The organism is Methylobrevis pamukkalensis, from assembly GCF_001720135.1.
Classification (GTDB): domain Bacteria; phylum Pseudomonadota; class Alphaproteobacteria; order Rhizobiales; family Pleomorphomonadaceae; genus Methylobrevis; species Methylobrevis pamukkalensis.
The window spans coordinates 1-22,022 of record NZ_MCRJ01000052.1; the positions used below are offsets into that span (position 1 = coordinate 1).

The following is a 22,022-nucleotide window of genomic DNA, read 5'->3' on the forward strand; positions in this document are numbered from 1 at the left end:
AGGGCAATTGCATGCCGGAGCGCAAGCCGCTCGCCAGTCCCGATGCGAAGACTGAGATCAAGCAGTGCCTGCTGAAAGACACGTCTATTCGACCACAGCGCCGCACTCGATCGCAATACGCTTGAGCTCTCCCGGGCCATTCATCAGAAGTGGCCCTCCTCTCCCCGTCGGCAATCATCGGCTGTAACCCGATAAATTTATGAAGATTTTTCTCATCAATCGCTGAAGTTCGTCCAATCCGTACGTCAACTCCCTGAATGAGAGTGCCGGAGGTCTCCGTGCCGGCACACCCGGCGCGGCGACGCTTCACGGGACGGGCTGGATCGAACATGTCGTGTAAAGAGTCGGGGGCGCGAAAGGCACGGGGTCTTTTGGCGCGCGCGGGCATTGGTGCCCTGTTCGTGGGCGCGGCCTTGGCCGCAAACGCTCTTCTCAGCCTTCCGGCCGCCGCGCAGGCGGACGAGACCGGGGCGGCGCAGGCGATCGCGATCCCGGCCGGGACGCTGGCGGGCGCGATCGCCGCCTTCGAGCGTGAAACGGGCTGGCGGGTGGAGGATCCGGATGGCGCCGTGTCCGCGCGCCGCTCGCCCGGCGTTGCGGGCGCAAGCTCGCCGCAGGCGGCCCTGTCCGGCCTTCTTGCCGGGACGGGCGTGCACGCGCGCCTCACCGGCGCCCGCAGCGCCCGTCTGGAGGTAACCGCCAGCGGCGCCGCCGCCGCCGGAGAGGCCGAGGACGGCTCGGTTCTGCTCGATCCGATCATCCTCAGCGGCCAACGCGGCAGCGGATTCCAGGGCACGCCCGACTGGGTCTACGGCACGCCCGGCTCGGTGAGCGTCGTCTCCAGCGAGGCGATGGCCGCCCGGGGCGGGGCGCGCAACGCCGCCGACTACCTGCGCGACGTCTCCGGCGTCACCGCCGTGATCGACCGGCAGGACCCCGGCCTCAACGTCAACATCCGCGGCCAGCAGGACATGGGCCGGGTGAACATGAACATCGACGCGCGCGCCAGAACCTGCAGCTCGCCGGCCATGGCGCCACCAGCTACGCCTATGTCGATCCGGAGATGATCAGCTCGGTCGAGGTCGAGAAGGGGCCGAATTCGACGGCCGGCGGCGCCGGCGTCACCGGCGGCTCCGTGACCTTCCGCACCCTGACGGCGGACGACATCCTCACCAACTCCAGCCAGACCTGGGGTGGCCGTATCAACGCCACCACCGGCACCAACGCCTTCGACTTCAACGGCAGCGCCGCGGGCGCGGTGCGGATCGGCGAGGATGTGGAGCTTGTTGCCGCCGTCGGCCGCAAGCGGCTCGGCGACTACAAGGTCGGCCGCGACGGCACCGTCGACTATGACGCGGATGGCATCGCCGCCTACACCACGCAGGACCAGTGGTCGTGGCTGGCCAAGGCCACCGCGCGCCCGGCCGACGGCCACGAGCTCAAGCTGTCCTGGACCGGGCTCACCACCGATTTTGCCACGGGCAGCGGCAGCTACATCGACACCGACGAGGTGACCAACCACACGGTTGTGGCCGACTACGCGTGGACGCCGGACAGCACGTGGATCGATCTGGCGGCCAAGGCCTATTACACCCGCACCGCCGTCGACCAGTTCCGCCCGGCGCGGGCCCGCTACGACGCCTTCCAGGTCGACTATGCGATCGACACCGTCGGGGCCACGCTGCAGAACACCTCGCGCTTCGAGACGAGCCTTGCCGAGATCGCGCTCACCTATGGCGGCGAGGTCTTCCACGACAAGACCGCCACGTCGGCGACGGCCGAGGATCCGACCGACGATCCAAATCTCGTCTGGTTCGGGTCGAACCCGGTCGGCGAGCGCACCGTCGGCAGCCTGTTTGCGCAGGCCGAGTTTGCCCATGGCGACTGGCTGAAGCTCGTCACCGGCCTGCGCTACGACGCCTACACGATCTCCGGGGCCGGCAAGGTCCGCGACTCCACCCTGCGCAGCTTCGACGACTTCGCCTTCGAGGACAGCGACGGCCACCTGTCGCCGACCGCGACGCTGGCGGTGACGCCCTTCGACGGGGTGGAGATCTACGGCAGCTACGAGAACGGCATGCGGCCGGTGAACATCATGGAGATGATGCTCGGCGGCAGCCACATCGGCATGACCACCTCGGCCTTCCTGCCCAATCCCTTCCTCGAGCCCGAACTGACCGAGACCTTCGAGATCGGCGCCAACGTCACCTTCGACGGGCTGATCCGCGAGGACGACAGCCTGCGCCTGAAGGCGGCGATCTATCACACCACCGTCGACAACTACATCGCGCTCGCCTCCGGCCAGTTCGTGACCGAGGCCGGCAACCGCACCTATGGCAGCGCCTATTTCAACAGCCTCAACCCGGTGACGATCAACGGTCTGGAGCTCGAGGCCGCCTACGACATCGGCGTCGCCTACCTGCGCGGCGCGCTGACGCTGAACGACGCCGACTACGACACCGCCTATGACGCGCTGATCGGCACGATCCCCGGCTACGAGCCGGTCGGCACCGCCATGGTCTACTTCCCGACCCCGAAGACGCGGGTGACCCTTGATGCGGGCGTGCGCCTGCTCGACCGCGCCCTGACGCTCGGCACGCGGCTGAACTTCGTCGAGCCCCACGAACTCAACACGCCGAACGACACCTACGCGCTGCTCGACGTGTACGGATCCTACGAGGTCAACGAGAAGCTGACCCTGCGCTTCGCCGTCGAGAATGTCGCGGACGTCGCCTACGTCGACGCCATGGGCTCGGCGCTGTCGGCCGCGCCCGGCCGGACGGCGACCTTCGGGCTGACGGCGCGCTTCTGACCGTCCGGCGGATGCCCGCCGGACCCTGACCCTTTCGACTTCGCGGACCCTCGCGTCCACGAGCGCCACCTGGGTTGTCCCGGGTGGCTCAGCCCGGGTCGCCGTCCTTTTTGGCAGGACGGGGACCCAAGCGGGAGCGGCGGCCGGGACACGGCCGCGTCTCTCAACCTCAGGAGTGCAAGATGGCCATTACGATCGATATCGCGAACACCAAGGGCCTCGTCGTGGACGGCGTGCGGGTGTCGTTCCAGGAGTATCTCGACGCCTTCGAGGCGAACTTCACGCCCGAGGGCTACGGGCAGTTCAACGAGAGCAACGGCCCGTATCCGGCCCCCTATGAGGGCACGGAATACATCACGTCCGAGGACGCGGCGCTTTCCGGCGACACCAGCGCGCAGGCCGTCGTCGCCAACGGCGACCTCTCCTACAACATGACCACCCATCAGCTGACCGGGACCATCGACGAGATCGAATTCGGCTTCGGCGCGAGCGAGGTGTCCGACGACTTCCAGTTCGCGGTCACCGACATCGTGATCGGCAATCTCGGCATCACCGGCTCGGACGTGTCCACCGTCATCAGCGGCACGATGAACGGCGATCCCTCCGCGCTCGAGGCAATCCTCGCCGCCAACGCGATCCAGTTCAACGGCAGCGACAAGGGCGACATCTTCACCGGCTCCGACTTCGCCGACACCATCCGCGGCAACCACGGCAGCGACGTCCTTTACGGCGGCAACGGCGCGGACCGGATCAACGGCGGCAAGGCCGGCGACATGCTCTACGGCGAGGGCGGCAACGACAGCCTCGTCGGCGATGCCGGCAACGACACGCTCGACGGCGGCCGTGGCCTCGACCGCCTGAACGGCGGCATCGGCAACGACACCCTGACCGGTGGCAGCGGCTCGGACACCTTCGTGTTCGACGTCGCCAACTTCGGCGTCGACACGATCACCGATTTCGCCAGCAACGACATCATCCGCTTCGCGACGTCGCTGTTCGACGACTTCGCCTCCGTTCTCGGCGCGACCAGCACCAACGGCGACGGTGACGCGGTGATCAGCCTCGGCGACAATTCGATCACGCTGATCGACGTGGCCAAGGCCGACCTCGTCGCCGACGACTTCATCTTCGCCTGATCCTGCCGGGACCCTGTTCCTTCCGGGGACCCGGCCGATATCAGCGTCTCGCCGCTGCAACCGCCACGGCGATGGCAGCGGCGAGACGCGCATTGTTCTTCACCAGCGCGACATTGGTCGCAAGGCTGCGGCCCCCGGTGAGCCGCAGCATCTCGCCGAGCAGGAAGGGCGTGACCGCCTTGGCGGCGATGCCCTGCCTGGACGCAGCGTCCAGCGCCGCCTCGATATGCGCCGCGATTTCCGAAGCCGGAATCTCGTCGGCTTCCGGCACCGGATTGGCGACCAGCACGCCGCCTTCGAGGCCGAGCGCAGTCCTTGCCGCCAGGAAGGCGGCAATGTCACCCGCCGTATCCAGCCGCAGCGGCACCGGCAGGCCGGAACTGCGCGACCAGAAGGCGGGAAAGTCGTCGGTGCGGTAGCCGATCACCGGCACGCCCTTCGTTTCCAGCACCTCCAGCGTCTTCGGCAGATCTAGGATCGCCTTGGCGCCGGCGGCCACCACGGTCACGGCCGTGCGGCCGAGCTCTTCCAGATCGGCGGAAATGTCGAAACTCGTCTCGGCGCCGCGGTGGACGCCGCCGATGCCGCCGGTGGCGAAGACCTCGATGCCGGCGAGCCGGGCGGCGATCATGGTTGCCGCGACCGTGGTCGATCCCGGCCGGCGCAGCGCCACGGCAAAGGCGAGGTCGGCCCGCGACAGCTTCATCACCCCGTCCATTCGCGCCAGCGCCTCGACGGTGGCTTCATCGAGGCCGACGCGGATCGCGCCGTCCAGCACGGCGATCGTGGCCGGAATCACCCCCGCCGCGCGCACCTCCGCCTCCACGGCCCGGGCGGTCGCCACGTTGTCCGGATAGGGCATGCCGTGGGTGATGATCGTCGATTCCAGCGCCACGACCGGCGCGCCGGCGGCTTCGCGGCGGCGATCTCGTCGGAGAGGCGAAGGGGCAGGGGGGGCATGTGGGCCTCCGGGCTTGAAGGGGACGTCGCCGGTGCGCTCACGTGCCCGGAAACAGGGTGACCGGCGGCGAGCCCGTCGGCGGCGCGGGCACGGAGGAGGCAGGGGCCGGGATACCGGGCAGACGCTCCAGCGCGCCGACCGTGCTGAGCGCCGCGCGGCCAGCCTCGATGCCGAACGCCACGGCCGCCTCCAGCGGTCGCCCGGCATGAAGGGCGGCGATCGTGCCGGCGACGAGCGCGTCACCCGCGCCGGTCACATCCACGATGGCGGCCGCCGCCACGTCCAGCATGACGATCGCGTCGTTCTCCAGAATGCGACCGGCCCGAGGCCATCGGTGACGACCGCGCGCGTGAGTCCGGCGTCGGCAAGCCCCTGCGCGGCCTCCTCGGCGTCGAAGGGGTCAGTGCCCAAGAGGGCGCCGGCTTCCGCCCGGTTGGCGAAGAGCCGGGCGCCGCGCCGGGCCGGCCACAGCAGGCGCGGCACCTTGGCGATCGACACCGCGTCGAGCATCAGCCGGTCGATCCGCCCGGCGGACGCCAGCAGCGCGGCGAGGGCATCGAGGCTGTCGGCCGGCAGATTGGCGTCGGCGAAGACGAGTTCGGCCGAGGTCAGATCATCGCGCAGGGCAGCGATCACCTCGGGGGTCAGGCCGTCGTAGATGACGAGATCCGACACCGCAGCCACCAGCGCGCCGTCCTCGTCATGGATGGCGACGTAGCTGCCGGTGCGCGCCTCGCCGGTGCGGATCACCATCGCGGGATCGACCCCGGCCGCAATCAGGCCGTCCATCAGCCGGTCTCCCGCCTCGTCCTCGCCGATCCGGCTCAGGAGGCGGACCGGAACGCCGGAACCGGCCAGCAGCACCGCGACATTGCGCGCGACGCCGCCCGGGCGGCGGACGATGACCCCCGGGCAGGAGGTGTCCGGCCGGAACGGCACGCGGCTCGCCGCGACGATGTCGTCATGGCAGCCGCCAAGGGCGAGCACCGTCATCGGATCGCCCGGGGAGGCTGGCGACAGGAGAGAACCGCGGCGTGCGGGGTGTGTCTGGCATCGTGTTCCGGTGGTACGAGGACCTTGGGCGATCGGGTGGTGGCGGAAGGCATCTGGCGAGAGGGCGGCTTGCCTCCTTCAGCCCGGCTCCTGCCCTTCTGCGGCATCCTCCGGCCGCGCCGGCGCCGCGGCGACGGTCATGATCTCGCCGAGCAGGCGATGCAGGTCGTCGCGATGGCCGCTTCGGCCCGCCGGGGCCTCGATGTCGGAGGTTATCACCACCGTCATCTCGAGGGACGGGATCACGTAGACCATCTGGCCGCCGTAGCCCCAGCCGAAGCGCACCTGCTGGCCGGCGATGGTGCGGGTGAACCAGCCGTAGCCGTAGTCGTCGCCCGTCCAGCGCGACGCGGTGCGCGGCTGCCAGGAGGCCTCGATCCAGTCCTTCGACACGACGCGGCGGCCGTCGGGCGCAAGACCGTTGCGGCGATAGACCTCCCCGAAGGCCAGCAGCGACTTTGGCGTCATGGCCATCAGGTTGCCACCCACATGGATGCCCTGCGGGTCCCGGTCCCAGCCGGCGATCGAGAAGCCGGGAACCTCGCCCAGCCAGTCGCGGGCGAGATCGAGCGTCGAGCGTCCGGTGGCTCGGGCCAGCAGGGCCGAGAGCAGGTGCGAGGAGCCGGTCGAGTAGATCATCCGGCCGCCCGGATCGTCCTCGAAGGGCTGCGACAGCACGGCCCGGACCCAGTTGGAACTGGCAATCCAGGCGCCGTAGTTCGGCCCGGAGGTCGAGGCGAGGCCGGCCTGCATCGAGAGGAGATGCCCGATGGTGATCTCCTGCAGACGGGGATCCGGGGCGGCCGGCAGGTCGCGGACCAGCAGCGGGGCGATCCGCTGGTCGGGACCGGTGAAGACGCCCTTGTCGATCGCGATCCCGACGAGGGCCGACACGACCGATTTCGAGGCCGACATGATCGGCGTCGCCGCATCCGGCGAGTGGCCGCGATAGCCGCGCTCGGCGATGATCTCGCCCTGCCGGGCGACGACCACCGTCTGCAACGGCGCCAGTTCCTCCGCCTGCTCGAGCACCTGCGGCAGGGTCTCGGCGCGGGCGGGCGCCACCGCCAGCATCGCCGCCGCCACCACCGCCGATGCGACGATCAGGAGGCGGCGCACGCCGCGCGCGTGGTGCCGGAGCGCCGCAGAACGCTGGAGAGCGCCTGGTCCCACCGCGCGAAACGGAAGAAGAACGGAATTCGAATCATCGAGAGGAATCATTTTGTTGATGACCCCCTTGCGGATGAGAACAAAAAGCGTACATTCATCGTATTGAAACGTCCGGCTGCACATGGAATAAGGAAGCGATCAGATGGCGCAGAACACACTACGCCTCGTCGAGGGAAGTTCAATGGACAAGACCAAGGCGCTGGATGCGGCGCTCTCCCAGATCGAACGCGCGTTCGGCAAGGGCTCGATCATGCGGCTCGGCCAGGGCCCGCTCGTCGAGATCGAATCAGTGTCCACGGGATCGCTCGGCCTCGACATCGCACTCGGGATCGGCGGCCTGCCGCGCGGACGCATCGTCGAGATCTACGGACCTGAATCCTCGGGCAAGACCACGCTGGCGCTTCACACCGTCGCCGAGGCCCAGAAGAAGGGTGGCGTCTGCGCCTTCGTCGACGCCGAACACGCCCTCGATCCGATCTATGCCCGCAAGCTCGGCGTCAACCTCGACGACCTGCTGATCTCCCAGCCGGACGCCGGCGAGCAGGCGCTCGAGATCTGCGACACGCTGGTGCGCTCCGGTGCCATCGACGTGCTGGTCGTCGATTCGGTCGCGGCCCTGACGCCGCGCGCCGAACTCGAGGGCGAAATGGGCGACTCGCTGCCCGGCATGCAGGCGCGGCTGATGAGCCAGGCGCTGCGCAAGCTCACGGCCTCGATCTCCAAGTCGAAGACCATGGTGATCTTCATCAACCAGATCCGCATGAAGATCGGCGTGATGTTCGGCAGCCCGGAGACGACCACGGGCGGCAACGCCCTGAAGTTCTACGCGTCGGTCCGCCTCGACATCCGCCGCATCGGCGCGATCAAGGCGCGTGACGAGATCGTCGGCAACCAGACCCGCGTCAAGGTGGTGAAGAACAAGCTGGCTCCGCCGTTCAAGGAGGTCGAGTTCGACATCATGTATGGCGAGGGCATCTCCAAGACCGGCGAACTGGTCGATCTCGGCGTCAAGGCCGGCATCGTCGAGAAGTCGGGCGCCTGGTTCTCCTACAACAGCCAGCGCCTCGGGCAGGGCCGGGAGAATGCCAAGCAGTTCCTGACCGACAATCCGCAGGTTGCGGCCGAGATCGAGCTCACCATCCGCCAGAATGCGGGCGTCATCGCCAAGGACATCCTGGCCGGCGAGCCCGAGCCGGATGACGACGACGGGGTCTGAGCCCGAAGCCATGCATGCGCCGGCCGCGTCCCGAACGGAGGCGGCCGGACCCGGTCCGGCCCGTTTTCCGCGCCCCTGCGGCGTCCGTGTGGACAGCGCATGGGTGCGCGTTTAAAACCCATGACACTCCGCGCCGGCCGCAGTCCCGGTTGGCGCAAGTCCTCGGTTATGGGTGATGGTGGCCATGAGTGGCGTCAACGAGATCCGGTCCACGTTTCTGAACTACTATGCGCGCAACGGTCACGAGATCGTCGCCTCCGGGCCGCTCGTTCCGCGCAATGACCCGACGCTGATGTTCACCAACGCGGGCATGGTGCAGTTCAAGAACGTGTTCACCGGCCTCGAGAAGCTGCCCTATTCGCGGGCGACGACGGCGCAGAAATGCGTGCGGGCCGGCGGCAAGCACAACGACCTCGACAACGTCGGCTACACCGCCCGCCATCACACCTTCTTCGAGATGCTGGGCAACTTCTCCTTCGGCGACTATTTCAAGGAACGGGCGATCGAGCTCGCCTGGAACCTTGTCACGAAGGAGTTCGGTCTGCCGGCCAGCAAGCTGCTGGTGACGGTCTATGCCGACGACGACGAGGCGCACGGGCTGTGGAAGAAGATCGCCGGTCTGTCCGACCGGCGGATCATCCGCATCGGCACCTCGGACAATTTCTGGGCGATGGGCGACAGCGGCCCCTGCGGCCCGTGTTCGGAGATCTTCTTCGACCACGGCGAGGGCATCGCCGGCGGCCGCCCGGCTCGGCCGACGAGGACGGCGACCGCTTCATCGAGATCTGGAATCTCGTGTTCATGCAATACGAGCAGATCGCCGGCGGGCCGCGGCTCGACCTGCCGCGCCCGTCGATCGACACCGGCATGGGCCTCGAGCGGGTCGCCGCCGTGCTGCAGGGCGTCCACAACAACTACGACATCGACCTGTTCCGGGCGCTGATCCATGCCTCCGAGGACGCGACCGGGGTCGGCTCGACCGCCACGACGGCCGCGAGCCACCGGATCATCGCCGATCACCTGCGGGCCTCGAGCTTCCTGATCGCCGACGGCGTTCTGCCGTCCAACGAAGGCCGCGGCTATGTCCTGCGCCGCATCATGCGCCGGGCGATGCGCCACGCCCACCTGCTGGGCGCCAAGGATCCGCTGCTTCACCGCCTCGTCGGCGCGCTGGTGCGCGAGATGGGCGAGGCCTATCCGGAGCTGGTGCGGGCGCAGCCGCTGATCACCGAGACGCTGCAGTTGGAAGAGACGCGCTTCCTGCGCACCCTGTCGCGCGGCCTCACGCTGCTCGACGAGGCGACCGGATCGCTCGGCGCGGGCGACCGGCTCGACGGCGAGACGGCCTTCCGGCTCTACGACACCTTCGGCTTCCCCTATGACCTCACCGAGGACGCGCTGAAGGCGCGCGGAATCGGCGTCGACCGGGCCGGCTTCGAGACCGCGATGGAGCGCCAGAAGACCGAGGCCCGCGCCAGCTGGGCCGGCTCCGGCGAGGCCGCGACCGAGACCGTGTGGTTCGGCCTGCGCGAAAGGCTCGGGGCGACGGAGTTCCTCGGCTATGCCTCGGCCAGCGCCATGGCCGCCGTCACGGCGCTGGTTTCGGGCGGCGCCGAGGTGGCGAAGCTCGGCACGGGCGAAAGCGGCGCGGTCGTCGTCAACCAGACGCCCTTCTATGGCGAGAGCGGCGGCCAGGTCGGCGACACCGGCGTGATCACCTGGACCGGCGGCCGCTTCCGCGTCACCGACACCCAGAAGCGGGCGGGCGGCCTGTTCGTGCATGTCGGCGTGGTCGAGGAAGGCGAGCTGACGGTCGACGCCGAGGTCGTGATGACCGTCGATGCCGTCCGGCGCGGCGCGATCAGCAGCAACCACTCGGCGACGCATCTGCTGCACGAGGCGCTGCGGCAGGTGCTCGGCACCCATGTGGCGCAGAAGGGCTCGCAGGTCTCGCCCGATCGCCTGCGCTTCGACTTCTCGCACACCAAGCCGGTGAGCGAGGCGGAGATCGCGGCGATCGAGACGATGGCCAACGCGATCGTGCTGCAGGATTCGCCGGTGGTGACCCGCCTGATGGGCGTTGATGACGCGATCGCCTCGGGGGCGATGGCGCTGTTCGGCGAGAAATACGGCGATGAGGTGCGGGTCGTGTCGATGGGCACGGCGCTGGAGGGCGAAAAGGCCGGCAAGGACTATTCGGTCGAGCTCTGCGGCGGCATCCATGTCGGCCGCACCGGCGAGATCGGCCTCGTCCACGTGCTGCAGGAAAGCGCCGTGGCGTCCGGCGTGCGGCGGCTGGAGGCGCTGACCGGCCATGCGGCCCGCCAGTATCTGGCCGAGCAGGAGAAGCGGCTGAAGGATGTCGCGGGCGCGCTGAAAGTGCCGGTCGCCGACGTGCTCGACCGCGTTCAGGCGCTGGTCGAGGAACGGCGCAAGCTGGAGCGCGACCTTGCCGAGGCGCGCAAGAAGCTGGCGATGGGCGGCGGCGGCGGGGCGGACGAGGTGCAGGAGATTTCCGGCATCAAGTTCCTCGGCAAGATCGCCGAAGGCGTCGCGCCCAAGGAACTGAAGGGCCTCGTCGACGAGGGCAAGAAGCGGCTCGGCTCCGGCGTGGTGGTGATGATCGGGCTTGCCGAGGACGGCAAGGCGGCGTGGTCGTCGGCGTGACCGACGACCTGAAGGACCGGATCAGCGCCGTCGATCTCGTCCGCCTTGCGGCCGAGGCGCTCGGCGGCAAGGGTGGCGGCGGCCGGCCCGACATGGCGCAGGCCGGCGGCCCCGACGGGGCCAACGCGGCGGCGGCGATCGAGGCGGTGGCCGGCGGTCTTCCGGCCGCGCTGGCGCCTGACCGGCAGGAGGGCGCGATGGGCGGGACCGACCACGAGCATGATGATCATCATGATCATCCTCACGATCATGATCACGACCACGACCATCACGCCCACGACAACCGCTATTCCGACATGGAGGCGCGGGTGCGCGCCCTCGAAACGCTGCTCGCGGAGAAGGGGCTGATCGACCCGGCCGCGCTCGACGTCATCGTCGAGACCTACGAGACCCGCGTCGGGCCGCGCAACGGCGCCCGGGTGGTGGCGAAGGCGTGGAGCGACCCGGACTTCGCGGCCTGGCTCATGCGCGACGCCACGGCGGCCATCGCCAGCCTCGGCTACACCGGCCGGCAGGGCGAGCACATGCGGGCCGTGTTCAACGCACCGGACGTCCACAACCTCGTCGTCTGTACCCTCTGCTCCTGCTATCCGTGGTCGGTGCTCGGGCTGCCGCCGGTCTGGTACAAGGCGCCGGCCTATCGCTCGCGGGCGGTGATCGACCCGCGCGGCGTGCTCGCCGAATTCGGCGTGGTGCTGCCGGACGAGACCCGGATCCGGGTCTGGGATTCCACCGCGGAGCTTCGCTATCTCGTGGTACCGCAGCGGCCGGCCGGCACGGAGGGTCTCGACGAGGCGGCGCTGGCCGATCTCGTCACGCGCGACGCGATGATCGGCACCGGTCTTGCGCGCGTGCCGGAGCTTTCGCCGTGAACGGGCCGCATGATCTCGGCGGCCAGATGGGGTTCGGCGCCGTCGCGCCGGAGCCGGACGAGCCGCTGTTTCACGCGCCCTGGGAACGGCGGGCGCTCGCCATCACCCTGGCCTGCGGCGCGATGGGCGCCTGGTCGATCGACGAGAGCCGCCACGCGCGCGAGTGCATTCCGCCGGCCATCTATCTTTCCGCGACCTATTACGAGATCTGGATCCGGGCGCTGGAGGTCCTGCTGCAGCGCCATGGCTTCGTCTCGGATGAGGAGCTTGCGGCCGGCCATCGTCTCGAGGCGGGCGCGCGCCCGCCGCGCGTGCTGACCGCCGACAGGGTGGCGGCCGTGCTGGCGAAGGGCGGCCCCTGCGATCGGCCTGTCGAAACAGTGCCGCGGTTTGCCGCGGGCGACAAGGTCCGCGCCCGCAACCTCCATCCGCGGACCCACACCCGCCTTCCGCGCTACGCCCGCGGCAGGACCGGCACCGTCGAGGCCGTGCAGGGCAGCTTCGTCTTTGCCGACAGCCATGCCCACGGCGGCGGGGAGGCGCCGCAGTGGCTCTATACGGTGGTGTTCGGCGCCGACGAGATCTGGGGCGAGGGGGCGGATCCGTCGCTCACCGTCTCGATCGACGCCTGGGAGAGCTATCTTGAGCCGGTGTGAGGCGCGTCCCGCGCTGGCGGCCTCGCAGGGCCTGCCGCGCACGGCCGAGGGCGATCCGGCCTTTGCCGAGCCGTGGCAGGCGCAGGCCTTCGCGCTGGCGGTGCATCTTCACGCGCGAGGCGTCTTCACCTGGTCCGAATGGGCGGCGGCGCTGTCGGCCCGGCTGCACCAGCCCGGCCGGGCCGCGGACGGGTCCGACTATTTCGAGGCCTGGGTCGAGGCGCTGTGCGGCCTTCTGGCCGACAAGGGCATCGCCGGGGAAGAGGCGGTGCTGGTGCTGCAACAGAGCTGGCAGCGCGCCGCCGAAGCGACGCCGCATGGCCAGCCGATCCTGCGCGAAAACGACCCGCAGCGGCAGACGGGCGCCGGCTGATTCCGTCGCCCTCCCGAGCGTTCAGCTTCCCGTCGCGGCCAACTGCATCTCGCCGGTGTCCGCCCTGCCGAGCCGTGCGAGCGTGGCGATGAAATAGCTGCGGTGACCGTCGCGCCATTGCGCGTAACGCTTCGTGCCTTCAAGGCCGAGCGTTTCCCGGAAGCGGTCGACGAGAAAGCGCGGCAGGGCCGCGGCAAATCCAGCGCGGCGCGGTTCGTCCATCAGGAAGGCGGCGCGGGCGCGCGGGGTGAGATCGACGAAGCTGGTGACGACCAGGCCGGAGTGGGCCGCGCGCCGTGCAATGCGCTCCGAGGCGATGGCGATCGGGCCGGAGAAGAATTCGGCGAGCACCAGGCAGCCGTCCGGCGCCAGGATTCGGCCCGCCTCCGTCATGGCGGCCACCACATCATCACAGCAGAAAATGCCCTCCACCGAGATGGCGTAGGCGCAGGAGCCATCGGCGACGGGCAGGTCTTCGGCGCGGGCGCGCCGGATATCGACGCCGCGTCTCCGGGCGCTGCGGCTGGCCGCCGACGAGCGGTCGAAGCCGATACAGGTCCACTCTGCCCGGCGGGCAAGATGGGCAAGGCCGCCGCCCCGACCGGCCGCGATCTCGGCCAGCGTGTCGCCCGGCCAGATCGGGCGTATCTGCTGGGCGCGCAGATAGACTTCCTCGTAGACCTGGATCTGCAGCGCTTCGGACGCGGTGGCCGGATCGGCCGCGATGTCCGGATCGGTCGGAAACAGGCCGACATTGAAGGTGGTCACGTCGCGCCAGCCGGGCGCGCCGTAGATCATTTCGTAGCGGAGGGAGGTGACGAATCGTCTGAGGAGGGAAAAACGCTTCAGAAGGGACGACAGCAAGATGACACCGGCGTTGAACACTTTTGAGCCGGTCTTGCGATGGGAAGCGCGTCGTCCGGGTCGAACCGGTAAACAATGCCTTGGTTTTTGTCGCAATGTGAAGAGCCCGTCTGATGCCTGCGCAGTTTTCCCGACATCGGCGCGCAGGCCGGGAAACGGGAGACGGGTCCGGAATCCGGTCGTTCGGCTTTGCCGATATCACCGACGGCGGGAGTGCTCCCGCCGCCGGGTCGTGTCGACACCAGACGTCGCGCAGACGGTGACGGGTGCACCGGTGTGCCCACCGCGTCGACCCGACGCCATTCAGGAACGGGTGGTCAGTTCCAGCTGCCCATTTCCTTGTCGAGATTGGCGGCGATCCTGTCGAGGAAGCCGGAGGTGGAGAGCCAGCCCTGCTCGGCGCCCACCAGGAGCGCGAGGTCCTTGGTCATGTGGCCGGCCTCGACGGTGTCGACGCAGACCTTCTCCAGCGTCGCGGCGAAGCGGGCGAGCTCGGCATTGTCGTCGAGCTTGGCGCGGTGCGACAGGCCGCGGGTCCAGGCGAAGATCGAGGCGATCGAGTTGGTCGAGGTTTCCTTGCCCTGCTGGTGCAGGCGGTAGTGGCGCGTGACGGTGCCATGGGCGGCCTCGGCCTCCACGGTCTTGCCGTCCGGCGTCATCAGAACGGAGGTCATCAGGCCGAGCGAGCCGAAGCCCTGCGCCACGATGTCCGACTGCACGTCGCCGTCGTAGTTCTTGCAGGCCCAGACGTAGCCGCCGGACCACTTCAGCGCCGAGGCGACCATGTCGTCGATCAGGCGGTGCTCGTAGGTGAGCTTGCGCTTGGTGAACTCCTCCTTGAACTCCGTGTCGAACACCTCCTGGAAGATGTCCTTGAAGCGGCCGTCGTAGGCCTTGAGGATCGTGTTCTTGGTGGAGAGATAGACCGGATAGTTGCGCATCAGGCCGTAGTTCAGCGAGGCGCGCGCGAATTCGACGATCGACTCGTCGATGTTGTACATCGACAGGGCCACGCCCGGGCCCGGATAGTCGTAGACGTCATGCTCGATCGTGGTGCCGTCCTCGCCGACGAACTTGATCGTCAGCTTGCCCTTGCCCGGCACCTTGAAGTCGGTGGCGCGATACTGGTCGCCGAAGGCGTGGCGGCCGACGATGATCGGCTTGGTCCAGCCGGGCACGAGGCGCGGCACGTTCTTGCAGATGATCGGCTCGCGGAAGATCACGCCGCCGAGGATGTTGCGGATGGTGCCGTTCGGCGACTTCCACATCTTCTTGAGCTTGAACTCCTCGACGCGGGCCTCGTCCGGGGTGATCGTGGCGCACTTGACGCCGACGCCGACGCGCTTGATCGCATTGGCGCTGTCGACGGTGACCTTGTCCTCGGTGGCGTCGCGGTTCTCGACGCTGAGATCGTAGTATTCGAGGTCGACGTCGAGATAGGGATGGATCAGCTTGTCCTTGATGGTCTGCCAGATGATCCGGGTCATCTCGTCGCCGTCGAGCTCGACGACCGGATTTGCCACCTTGATCTTGGTCATGAGTTATCCCCGCTCCGCATGATGGGTCGTGGGCGCGGCCGCGCCGGAGGAAGAGCGCCGCGCCGTCCGTGATCCGTGGCCACACCTGCCGCAGTCCGATCCGGACGGCCCGATGTCTCGGCGCGTCGGGAGGCCTGTTACGTAAACCCGTCCATTGCGAAATCTTGTCGCTTACGTAAACGGCAGCAAAATCAGGGCCATCGTTGCCGGTTCATAACATCGCGGCGGGGCGACGGAAATCCTTCTTTTCGCCGCGATGGGCGTTTTCGATCGCGGCAGGAAGGATGCTATAGCGGATGATCCTCCGCGGCGGGCGGACGATCCATGAACAAGCACAGGCGGGACGACGTGACGACGCGGCAGGACGAGACAAGGCCGGTGATCATTCTGGTGGAACCGCAGCTGGGCGAGAACATCGGCACCGCGGCGCGGGCCATGGCGAATTTCGGCCTGCGCGACCTGCGCCTCGTCACCCCGCGCGACGGCTGGCCGAACGAGAAGGCGGTGGCGGCCGCCAGCCGGGCCGACCACGTGATCGCGGCGACGCGGGTCTACGACGATCTCGCCTCGGCCGTCGCCGATCTCAATTTCGTCTATGCCACCACCGCGCGCGACCGCGACCTGACCAAGCCGGTGGCCGGGCCCGTGGAGGCGGCGGCCCACATGCGCGGGCTGGAGGCGGGCGGCGGGCGCGTCGGCATCCTGTTCGGGCGCGAGCGCTGGGGCCTCAACAACGACGAGATCTCGCTCGCCGACGAGATCCTGACCTTGCCGGTGGATCCGGAGTTCGCCTCGCTGAACATCGCCCAGGCGGTGCTGGTGATCGCCTACGAGTGGCGCAAGGCCGGCTTTGCCGAGGCGGACGGCGGCGTGCCGTTCCGCGCGCCCGAGCGTGCGCCGCCGGCCACCAAGGACGAACTGGTCGGCTTCTTCGAGCATCTGGAAGGCGCGCTCGACGCGGCGGGCTTCCTGCGCCCGGTCGAGAAGCGCCCGGCCATGGTGCGCAATCTGCGCGCGATCTTCCAGAAGGCCAGCCTCAATGCGCAGGAGGTGCGCACCCTGCGCGGCGTGGTCGCCGGGCTGGAGCGCCGCCACGAGCGGCCGCGCGACGCGAAGGGCAACAAGCCGGCGACCGCCGCACGAAGCTCTTCCGAGGATGGCGGGGACGGGCATGACTGAGGCGCCGCGGCTCCTCGTCTTCGATTCCGGCTTCGGCGGCCTCTCGGTCGTTGCCGAGATCCGCAAGGCGCTGCCGGCCGCGCGGCTCACCTATCTCGCCGACACGGCGGTGTTTCCCTATGGCGACCTCGCCGAGGCCGATCTGGTCGCTCGCGTCGCGGCGCTGATGGCGGAGGCGATGCCGCGCTTTGCCCCCGACGCGGTGGTGATCGCCTGCAACACGGCGTCCACGCTGGTGCTGCCGGATCTGCGCGCCCGCTTCACCCTGCCGATCGTCGGCACCGTACCGGCGGTCAAGCCGGCCGCCGAGACGAGCGTGAGCCGGATGGTGTCGGTGCTGGCCACCCCCGGCACGGTGAAGCGCGACTACACCCGCGGCCTCGTCGCCGCCCACGGCCAGGACTGCCGCTTCACGCTGGTCGGATCCAAGCGCCTCGCGCCGCTGGTCGAAGCCGAATTTGCCGGGCAGGCGGTGGCCGATGCGGATCTCCTCGCCGAGATCGCGCCGTGTTTCGTGGAGGAGGGGGCGGACCGCACCGACACGGTGGTGCTCGCCTGCACCCACTATCCGCTCGTGCTGGCCCGCCTGCGGAACCTTGCGCCGTGGCCCGTGACCTGGATCGATCCGGCGCCGGCGATCGCCCGGCAGGTGGCGCGCGTCACCTCAACAGTCGCGCGGGAGCCGGCGGGCGAGGGCGCCGAAGCAGGGCGCGGCGGCGGGGAGGGCGCGGATGTGTTCTACGCCACCGGCCGCCTGCCGCCGGAAGGGCTCACGGAGCGCTACGGGTTCTTGCGGCAACTGGCGTTCGCCTGAGGGGCGCGCCGCCGCCGCCTTGCCCGGACCGGGGGGCTTCTCTACGATCCCGCGCACACAGACTGATCTCGCGTGGCGAACAGGCTGCTTGAAACAAGGCCGGGAACGAGCATGGCGCGGGTGCTGATCGTCGGAAACAGCCATATCGCGGCGGTGACGAAGGCGCAGGTGCGGCGGGTCAAGGCTGGTTCGGGCGCGGATCTCGATCCGATCTTCCTCAATCTGAGCACCGAGGCCTTCCGCCCGGCCCTGGTCGGGGACCGGATCAATCCGGCGATCCGGGCCGTCTTCGAGCGCGAGGCCGGGGTGCCGGTGGTCTGCCTGATCGGCGGCAACGATCACAACGTCTTCGGCCTGCTCAATCACCCGCAGCGCTTCGATTTCGCGCTGCCGGAGGAGAGCGCCGTATCGTTCGATCCCGGCGCCGAGGTGGTGCCGTTCGAGCTTGTCCGCCGGGCGATGGCCCGGGCGATGGAGCCCCGCCTGAAACTGCTGGAGCTTGTGCGCCAACTTGCGAACGGGCCGAGCTGCCAGCTGGAGTCGCCGCCGCCGGTCCCGAGCGCGGCGCATATCACCGCGCATCCCGGCGCCTTTGCCGAGCGAATTCCGGTCCTTGGTGTTGCGCCGGCCGGCTTGCGCGCCAGGCTGTGGCGGCTGCATTCGGATCTGTTTCGCGAGGCCTGCGCCCGGCTCGACATGGATTATGTGCCGGCGCCGCCGGAGATGCTGGATGCGGACGGGTGCCTGGTCGAGAAGGCGTGGAACGACGATCCGACCCACGGCAATGCGCGCTATGGCGAGCGCCAGCTGATTCAGATCGCCGAATGGATGCGTGCGGTCGCGCCGGCCCCGATGGCGGAGACGGACACCGGCCGCGGCCTGGGGCGTGGCCCCGATTCGCAACCGGCAACGGAGGCGGGCGGCATGCGCCGCGCCTCGCAGCCGTGATCCTGCCCGCGCACCAAGGAGGCGAACCCGTGGCCGACCATCCCTATCGCCGGGCACCGGCGGAGGCCTTCTGGAAAGGCGCGGTTTCCGGCCTCGACGTGTTCGATGTCGATCCCGTCACGCCGCCGGCCTTCACAATCGCGCCCGCCGACCGGGTCGCAAGCGCGGGGAGCTGCTTTGCCCAGCACATCGCCCGCTACCTGAAGACGAGCGGCTTCGACTTCCTCGTCACCGAGACCGCGCATCCGATTGCCGCGCCCGAGGACGCCGAGGCGTTCAACTACGGGGTCTACACCGCCCGCTATGGCAACATCTACACGCCGCGCCAGTTGCTGCAGCTGTTCCAGCGGGCCTACGGACGCTTTGCCCCGCTCGACGACGCCTGGGAGGCGGGCGGCGGGCGCTGGATCGATCCGTTCCGGCCGCAGATCCAGCCCGGCGGCTTTGCATCGCGGGCCGAATACGACGCCGACCGGGCGCAGCATTTCACCGCCGTCCGCCGCGCCTTCGAGACGCTCGACGTCTTCGTCTTCACCCTCGGCCTGACCGAAGCCTGGCGCAGCCGGGAGGATGGCGCGGTCTATCCGCTCTGCCCCGGCGTCGCGGGTGGCCACTTCGATCCCGCGCGCCACGCATTCCACAACTTCACCGCGGGCGAGATCGTGGCCGACATGGTCGCCTTCCTCGACCTCCTGCGCTCGGTCAATCCGCGTTCGCGCGTCATCCTCACCGTGTCGCCGGTGCCGCTGGTCGCGACCGCAAGCGGCCGGCATGTGCTGACCGCGACGACCTATTCGAAGGCGGTGCTGCGGGTGGCCTGCGAGCAGCTTGTCGGCGAGCAGCCGGACGTCGCCTATTTTCCCTCCTACGAACTGGTCACGGGCCCACAGACCCGCGGGCGCTTCCTTGCCGAGGACCTGCGCTCGGTGACGGAGGAGGGGGTGGCCAACGTCATGCGCCTGTTCCTGAAACACCACTGCGGCATCGACGTGCCGAGGTTCGGGATCGAGCACGCGGTGCCCGCGGGCGATGCGCATCTGACGGCCATGGCCGAGCTCGTGCGTCTCAACTGCGACGAGGAGGCGCTGGCGCGCGACTGATCGCGCCGGCGCGCCCGGTTGCCCGGATCTTCCGCCGGTTGGCCGCTCCGTTCCCGCCGGGCCGCCATCTGCAAATCGGGGTCGCATTTTCTGCCGATCCCGCTTAAGGAGTGGGCCGAAAATCCCTCGCCGCGACGCCGGACCCGAAGGCCCCCGATGATCCCGAACGACACGCCCATCACGCCCGATCTCGTGAAGAGCCACGGGCTCAAGCCCGACGAATACGCGCGCATCCTGGCGCTGATCGGCCGCGAGCCGACGCTGACCGAGCTAGGCATCTTCTCGGCGATGTGGAACGAGCACTGTTCCTACAAGTCCTCGAAGAAGTGGCTGAAGACGCTGCCGACCACCGGTGCCTGCGTGGTCCATGGCCCGGGCGAGAATGCCGGCGTGGTCGACATCGGCGACGGCGACGTCGCGGTGTTCAAGATGGAGAGCCACAACCACCCGTCCTATATCGAGCCCTACCAGGGCGCGGCGACGGGCGTCGGCGGCATCCTGCGCGACGTGTTCACCATGGGCGCCCGGCCGATCGCGGCGATGAACGCCCTGCGCTTCGGCGCGCCGGACCATCCGAAGACCCGGCATGTGGTGTCGGGCGTCGTCGCCGGCGTCGGCGGCTACGGCAACTCCTTCGGCGTGCCGACCGTGGGCGGCGAGGTCAACTTCCACCCGCGCTACAACGGCAACTGTCTCGTCAACGCCTTCGCGCTCGGCCTTGCCAGGGCCGACGGCATCTTCCTGTCCGAGGCCAAGGGCGTCGGCCTGCCGGTGGTCTATCTCGGCGCCAAGACCGGGCGTGACGGCGTCGGCGGCGCCACCATGGCCTCGGCCGAATTCGACGAGACCATCGAGGAGAAGCGCCCGACCGTGCAGGTTGGCGATCCCTTCACCGAAAAGCGCCTGCTGGAAGCCTGCCTCGAACTGATGGCGTCCGGCGCGGTGATCGCGATCCAGGACATGGGCGCGGCGGGACTCACCTGCTCGGCCGTGGAAATGGGCGCCAAGGGCGACCTCGGCATCGATCTCGACCTCGACAAGGTGCCGGTGCGCGAGGAGCGCATGACCGCCTACGAGATGATGCTCTCGGAAAGCCAGGAGCGCATGCTCATGGTGCTGGAGCCGGCCAGGCAGGCCGAGGCCGAGGCGATCTTCGCCAAGTGGGAGCTCGACTTCGCGGTCGTCGGCGTCACCACCGACACGCTGCGCTTCGTGATCCGCCATCAGGGCGAGGTGGTTGCCGACCTGCCGATCAAGGACCTCGGCGACCAGGCGCCCGAATACGACCGGCCGTGGGTGGCGCCGCAGGCGCCGGCCGAGGTGAAGGCCGCCGACGTACCGGCGCCGAACGATCTCGGCGCGGCGCTGCTGAAGATCCTCGCGAGCCCGGACATGTGCTCGCGCCGCTGGGTGTTCGAGCAGTATGACACGCTGGTGCAGGGCAATTCGGCGACGATCCCTGGCGGCGACGCGGGCGTTATCCGCATCGACGGTGCCTCCAAGGGGCTTGCCATGTCGGCCGACGTGACGCCGCGCTACTGCGAGGCCGATCCCTATCAGGGCGGCATGCAGGCGGTGGCCGAATGCTGGCGCAACATCACCGCCGTGGGCGCGACGCCGCTGGCCATCACCGACAATCTCAACTTCGGCAACCCCGAGAAGCCGGAGATCATGGGCCAGTTCGTGATGGCGATCAAAGGCATCGGCGAGGCCTGCCGGGCGCTGGACTTCCCCGTCGTCTCCGGCAACGTCTCGCTCTACAACGAGACGCTGGGCCAGGCGATCCTGCCGACCCCGGCGATCGCCGGCATCGGCCTGCTTGCCGACGTGTCGCGCCATGTCGGCTACGCCTTCCGTGCCGAGGGCGAGGCGATCCTGCTGGTCGGCGGCCACGGCGACCACCTCGGCCAGTCGATCTACCTGCGCGAGATCCACGGCCGCGAGGAGGGTGCCCCGCCGCCGGTGGACCTTGCCGCCGAGAAGCGCCACGGCGACTTCGTGCGCGGGCTGATCGCCGCCGGCGAGGTGACGGCCTGCCACGACCTGTCCGACGGCGGCCTCGCCGTCACGCTTGCCGAGATGGCGATGGCGGGCGGGCGCGGCGCGCGGATCGACCTCGAGGCCGACGCCCCGCATGTGGCGCTGTTTGCCGAGGATCAGGCCCGCTATGTGGTGACGGTTGCGGCGGAGGCCGCCGCGGCGATCTGCGAGCGGGCGGCCGCGGCGGGCGTTCCGGTGGCGTCGATCGGCGTCACGGGCGGCGAGACGTTGCGCTTTGGTGACGGCGCGGCCATATCTGTTTCATCGATGCGCGAGGCGCACGAGGGCTGGTTCCCGTCCTACATGGCGGGATAAGCTGCGTGCGAACCGCGCCGGGCGCGATCGATCAGGAGGACGGCGACATGGCGATGCAGGCACGCGAGATCGAGGAACTGATCAGGGCCGCCCTGCCGGATGCGAAGGTGGAAATCCGCGACCTTGCCGGCGACGGCGACCATTACGCGGCCATCGTCGTCTCCGAGACTTTCCGCGGCAAGACCCGCGTGCAGCAGCACAAGCTCGTCTATGACGCGCTCAACGGCAACATGGGCGGCGTTCTGCACGCCCTTGCGCTGCAGACCAGCGTTCCGGAGTGAATTGGGCCCTCGGCTCGCCTTGAGGGC

The 22,022-nt window shown here is 69.1% G+C and carries 18 protein-coding genes and 2 pseudogenes; 14 read left to right on the top strand and 6 right to left on the bottom strand.

The features are described from left to right. The first annotated feature begins 401 nt into the window (after positions 1–401). The 3 genes from A6302_RS24425 to A6302_RS10190 all read left to right on the top strand — a co-directional run bounded on the left by A6302_RS24425 (position 402) and on the right by A6302_RS10190 (position 3,948). Positions 402–1,067, top strand: coding sequence for an STN domain-containing protein (locus tag A6302_RS24425; protein WP_245294013.1), 666 nt, complete (start codon positions 402–404; stop codon positions 1,065–1,067). Further along, positions 1,013–2,812: a TonB-dependent receptor domain-containing protein gene (locus A6302_RS10185; protein ID WP_245294014.1), complete on the top strand. Its 1,800-nt coding sequence runs from the start codon at positions 1,013–1,015 to the stop codon at positions 2,810–2,812. Before A6302_RS24425 ends, A6302_RS10185 begins: the two co-directional genes overlap by 55 nt. 182 nt (positions 2,813–2,994) lie before the next feature. Further along, positions 2,995–3,948: a calcium-binding protein gene (locus A6302_RS10190; RefSeq protein ID WP_069306952.1), complete on the top strand. Its 954-nt coding sequence runs from the start codon at positions 2,995–2,997 to the stop codon at positions 3,946–3,948. Between the two features lie 40 nt (positions 3,949–3,988). Here A6302_RS10190 and A6302_RS10195 read toward each other — a convergent pair. The 4 genes and pseudogenes from A6302_RS10195 to A6302_RS10210 all read right to left on the bottom strand — a co-directional run bounded on the left by A6302_RS10195 (position 3,989) and on the right by A6302_RS10210 (position 7,036). Beyond that, positions 3,989–4,908, bottom strand: a pseudogene (locus tag A6302_RS10195) (pseudouridine-5'-phosphate glycosidase). A 38-nt stretch (positions 4,909–4,946) separates the two neighbouring features. Then, positions 4,947–5,198 (bottom strand): PfkB family carbohydrate kinase, encoded by a 252-nt coding sequence (locus A6302_RS25290; protein ID WP_069306953.1) that lies wholly within the window; start codon positions 5,196–5,198, stop codon positions 4,947–4,949. Further along, the gene (locus A6302_RS10205) at positions 5,162–5,902 is read right to left on the bottom strand and encodes a PfkB family carbohydrate kinase (RefSeq protein WP_069306954.1); all 741 of its coding nucleotides are present in this window, start codon (positions 5,900–5,902) and stop codon (positions 5,162–5,164) included. The genes A6302_RS25290 and A6302_RS10205 overlap by 37 nt, the downstream gene beginning before the upstream one ends. Positions 5,903–6,040: 138 nt before the next feature. Then, positions 6,041–7,036 (bottom strand): serine hydrolase domain-containing protein, encoded by a 996-nt coding sequence (locus A6302_RS10210; protein ID WP_141703648.1) that lies wholly within the window; start codon positions 7,034–7,036, stop codon positions 6,041–6,043. Between the two features lie 238 nt (positions 7,037–7,274). Between A6302_RS10210 and recA the strand changes: the two genes are divergently transcribed. The 5 genes and pseudogenes from recA (at position 7,275) to A6302_RS10235 (ending at position 12,916) form a co-directional block, all read left to right on the top strand. After that, positions 7,275–8,348, top strand: coding sequence for a recombinase RecA (gene recA / locus A6302_RS10215; RefSeq protein ID WP_069306956.1), 1,074 nt, complete (start codon positions 7,275–7,277; stop codon positions 8,346–8,348). A 184-nt stretch (positions 8,349–8,532) separates the two neighbouring features. Beyond that, positions 8,533–11,179: pseudogene (gene alaS / locus A6302_RS10220) on the top strand (alanine--tRNA ligase); the annotation flags it as partial. 33 nt (positions 11,180–11,212) lie between these two features. After that, positions 11,213–11,887: a nitrile hydratase subunit alpha gene (nthA, locus tag A6302_RS10225; protein ID WP_069306968.1), complete on the top strand. Its 675-nt coding sequence runs from the start codon at positions 11,213–11,215 to the stop codon at positions 11,885–11,887. Further along, positions 11,884–12,543, top strand: coding sequence for a nitrile hydratase subunit beta (gene nthB / locus A6302_RS10230; RefSeq protein ID WP_069306957.1), 660 nt, complete (start codon positions 11,884–11,886; stop codon positions 12,541–12,543). Before nthA ends, nthB begins: the two co-directional genes overlap by 4 nt. Next, entirely contained in the window at positions 12,530–12,916 is a 387-nt protein-coding gene (locus A6302_RS10235; RefSeq protein ID WP_069306958.1) for a nitrile hydratase accessory protein, read from the top strand. The genes nthB and A6302_RS10235 overlap by 14 nt, the downstream gene beginning before the upstream one ends. A 21-nt stretch (positions 12,917–12,937) precedes the next feature. Here the strand turns inward: A6302_RS10235 and A6302_RS10240 are convergent, their stop codons facing one another. Both A6302_RS10240 and A6302_RS10245 read right to left on the bottom strand, forming a co-directional pair. Next, positions 12,938–13,780 (bottom strand): methyltransferase domain-containing protein, encoded by an 843-nt coding sequence (locus A6302_RS10240; RefSeq protein ID WP_141703642.1) that lies wholly within the window; start codon positions 13,778–13,780, stop codon positions 12,938–12,940. Positions 13,781–14,097: 317 nt separating this feature from the next. Then, positions 14,098–15,318, bottom strand: a complete 1,221-nt coding sequence (locus A6302_RS10245; protein WP_069306960.1) for an NADP-dependent isocitrate dehydrogenase — start codon at positions 15,316–15,318, stop codon at positions 14,098–14,100. A gap of 324 nt (positions 15,319–15,642) precedes the next feature. Between A6302_RS10245 and A6302_RS10250 the strand changes: the two genes are divergently transcribed. From A6302_RS10250 to A6302_RS10275, 6 genes are all read left to right on the top strand, one after another. Further along, on the top strand, positions 15,643–16,497 hold the full coding sequence (locus A6302_RS10250) for an RNA methyltransferase (RefSeq protein WP_069306961.1): 855 nt from the start codon (positions 15,643–15,645) through the stop codon (positions 16,495–16,497). Beyond that, a complete protein-coding gene (gene murI, locus A6302_RS10255) occupies positions 16,490–17,311 on the top strand; it encodes a glutamate racemase (protein ID WP_069306962.1) in 822 nt (273 codons plus the stop codon). The genes A6302_RS10250 and murI overlap by 8 nt, the downstream gene beginning before the upstream one ends. Positions 17,312–17,422: 111 nt before the next feature. Next, positions 17,423–18,259, top strand: coding sequence for a hypothetical protein (locus A6302_RS24430; protein WP_069306963.1), 837 nt, complete (start codon positions 17,423–17,425; stop codon positions 18,257–18,259). 29 nt (positions 18,260–18,288) lie between these two features. Beyond that, positions 18,289–19,359 (top strand): GSCFA domain-containing protein, encoded by a 1,071-nt coding sequence (locus A6302_RS10265; protein WP_069306964.1) that lies wholly within the window; start codon positions 18,289–18,291, stop codon positions 19,357–19,359. A 156-nt stretch (positions 19,360–19,515) separates the two neighbouring features. Further along, the gene (purL, locus tag A6302_RS10270; protein WP_069306965.1) at positions 19,516–21,714 is read left to right on the top strand and encodes a phosphoribosylformylglycinamidine synthase subunit PurL; all 2,199 of its coding nucleotides are present in this window, start codon (positions 19,516–19,518) and stop codon (positions 21,712–21,714) included. Between the two features lie 47 nt (positions 21,715–21,761). After that, positions 21,762–21,995 (top strand): BolA family protein, encoded by a 234-nt coding sequence (locus tag A6302_RS10275; protein WP_069306969.1) that lies wholly within the window; start codon positions 21,762–21,764, stop codon positions 21,993–21,995. Positions 21,996–22,022 lie beyond the last annotated feature (27 nt).

Coding starts and splice junctions, on each gene's coding strand:
- A6302_RS10190 (WP_069306952.1), top strand. CDS start 2,995: ATGGCCATTACGATCGATATCGCGAACACCAAGGGCCTCGTCGTGGAC.
- A6302_RS25290 (WP_069306953.1), bottom strand. CDS start 5,198: ATGCTGGACGTGGCGGCGGCCGCCATCGTGGATGTGACCGGCGCGGGT.
- A6302_RS10205 (WP_069306954.1), bottom strand. CDS start 5,902: ATGACGGTGCTCGCCCTTGGCGGCTGCCATGACGACATCGTCGCGGCG.
- A6302_RS10210 (WP_141703648.1), bottom strand. CDS start 7,036: ATGCTGGCGGTGGCGCCCGCCCGCGCCGAGACCCTGCCGCAGGTGCTC.
- recA (WP_069306956.1), top strand. CDS start 7,275: ATGGCGCAGAACACACTACGCCTCGTCGAGGGAAGTTCAATGGACAAG.
- nthA (WP_069306968.1), top strand. CDS start 11,213: ATGGGCGGGACCGACCACGAGCATGATGATCATCATGATCATCCTCAC.
- A6302_RS10245 (WP_069306960.1), bottom strand. CDS start 15,318: ATGACCAAGATCAAGGTGGCAAATCCGGTCGTCGAGCTCGACGGCGAC.
- A6302_RS10250 (WP_069306961.1), top strand. CDS start 15,643: ATGAACAAGCACAGGCGGGACGACGTGACGACGCGGCAGGACGAGACA.
- murI (WP_069306962.1), top strand. CDS start 16,490: ATGACTGAGGCGCCGCGGCTCCTCGTCTTCGATTCCGGCTTCGGCGGC.
- A6302_RS24430 (WP_069306963.1), top strand. CDS start 17,423: ATGGCGCGGGTGCTGATCGTCGGAAACAGCCATATCGCGGCGGTGACG.
- purL (WP_069306965.1), top strand. CDS start 19,516: ATGATCCCGAACGACACGCCCATCACGCCCGATCTCGTGAAGAGCCAC.
- A6302_RS10275 (WP_069306969.1), top strand. CDS start 21,762: ATGGCGATGCAGGCACGCGAGATCGAGGAACTGATCAGGGCCGCCCTG.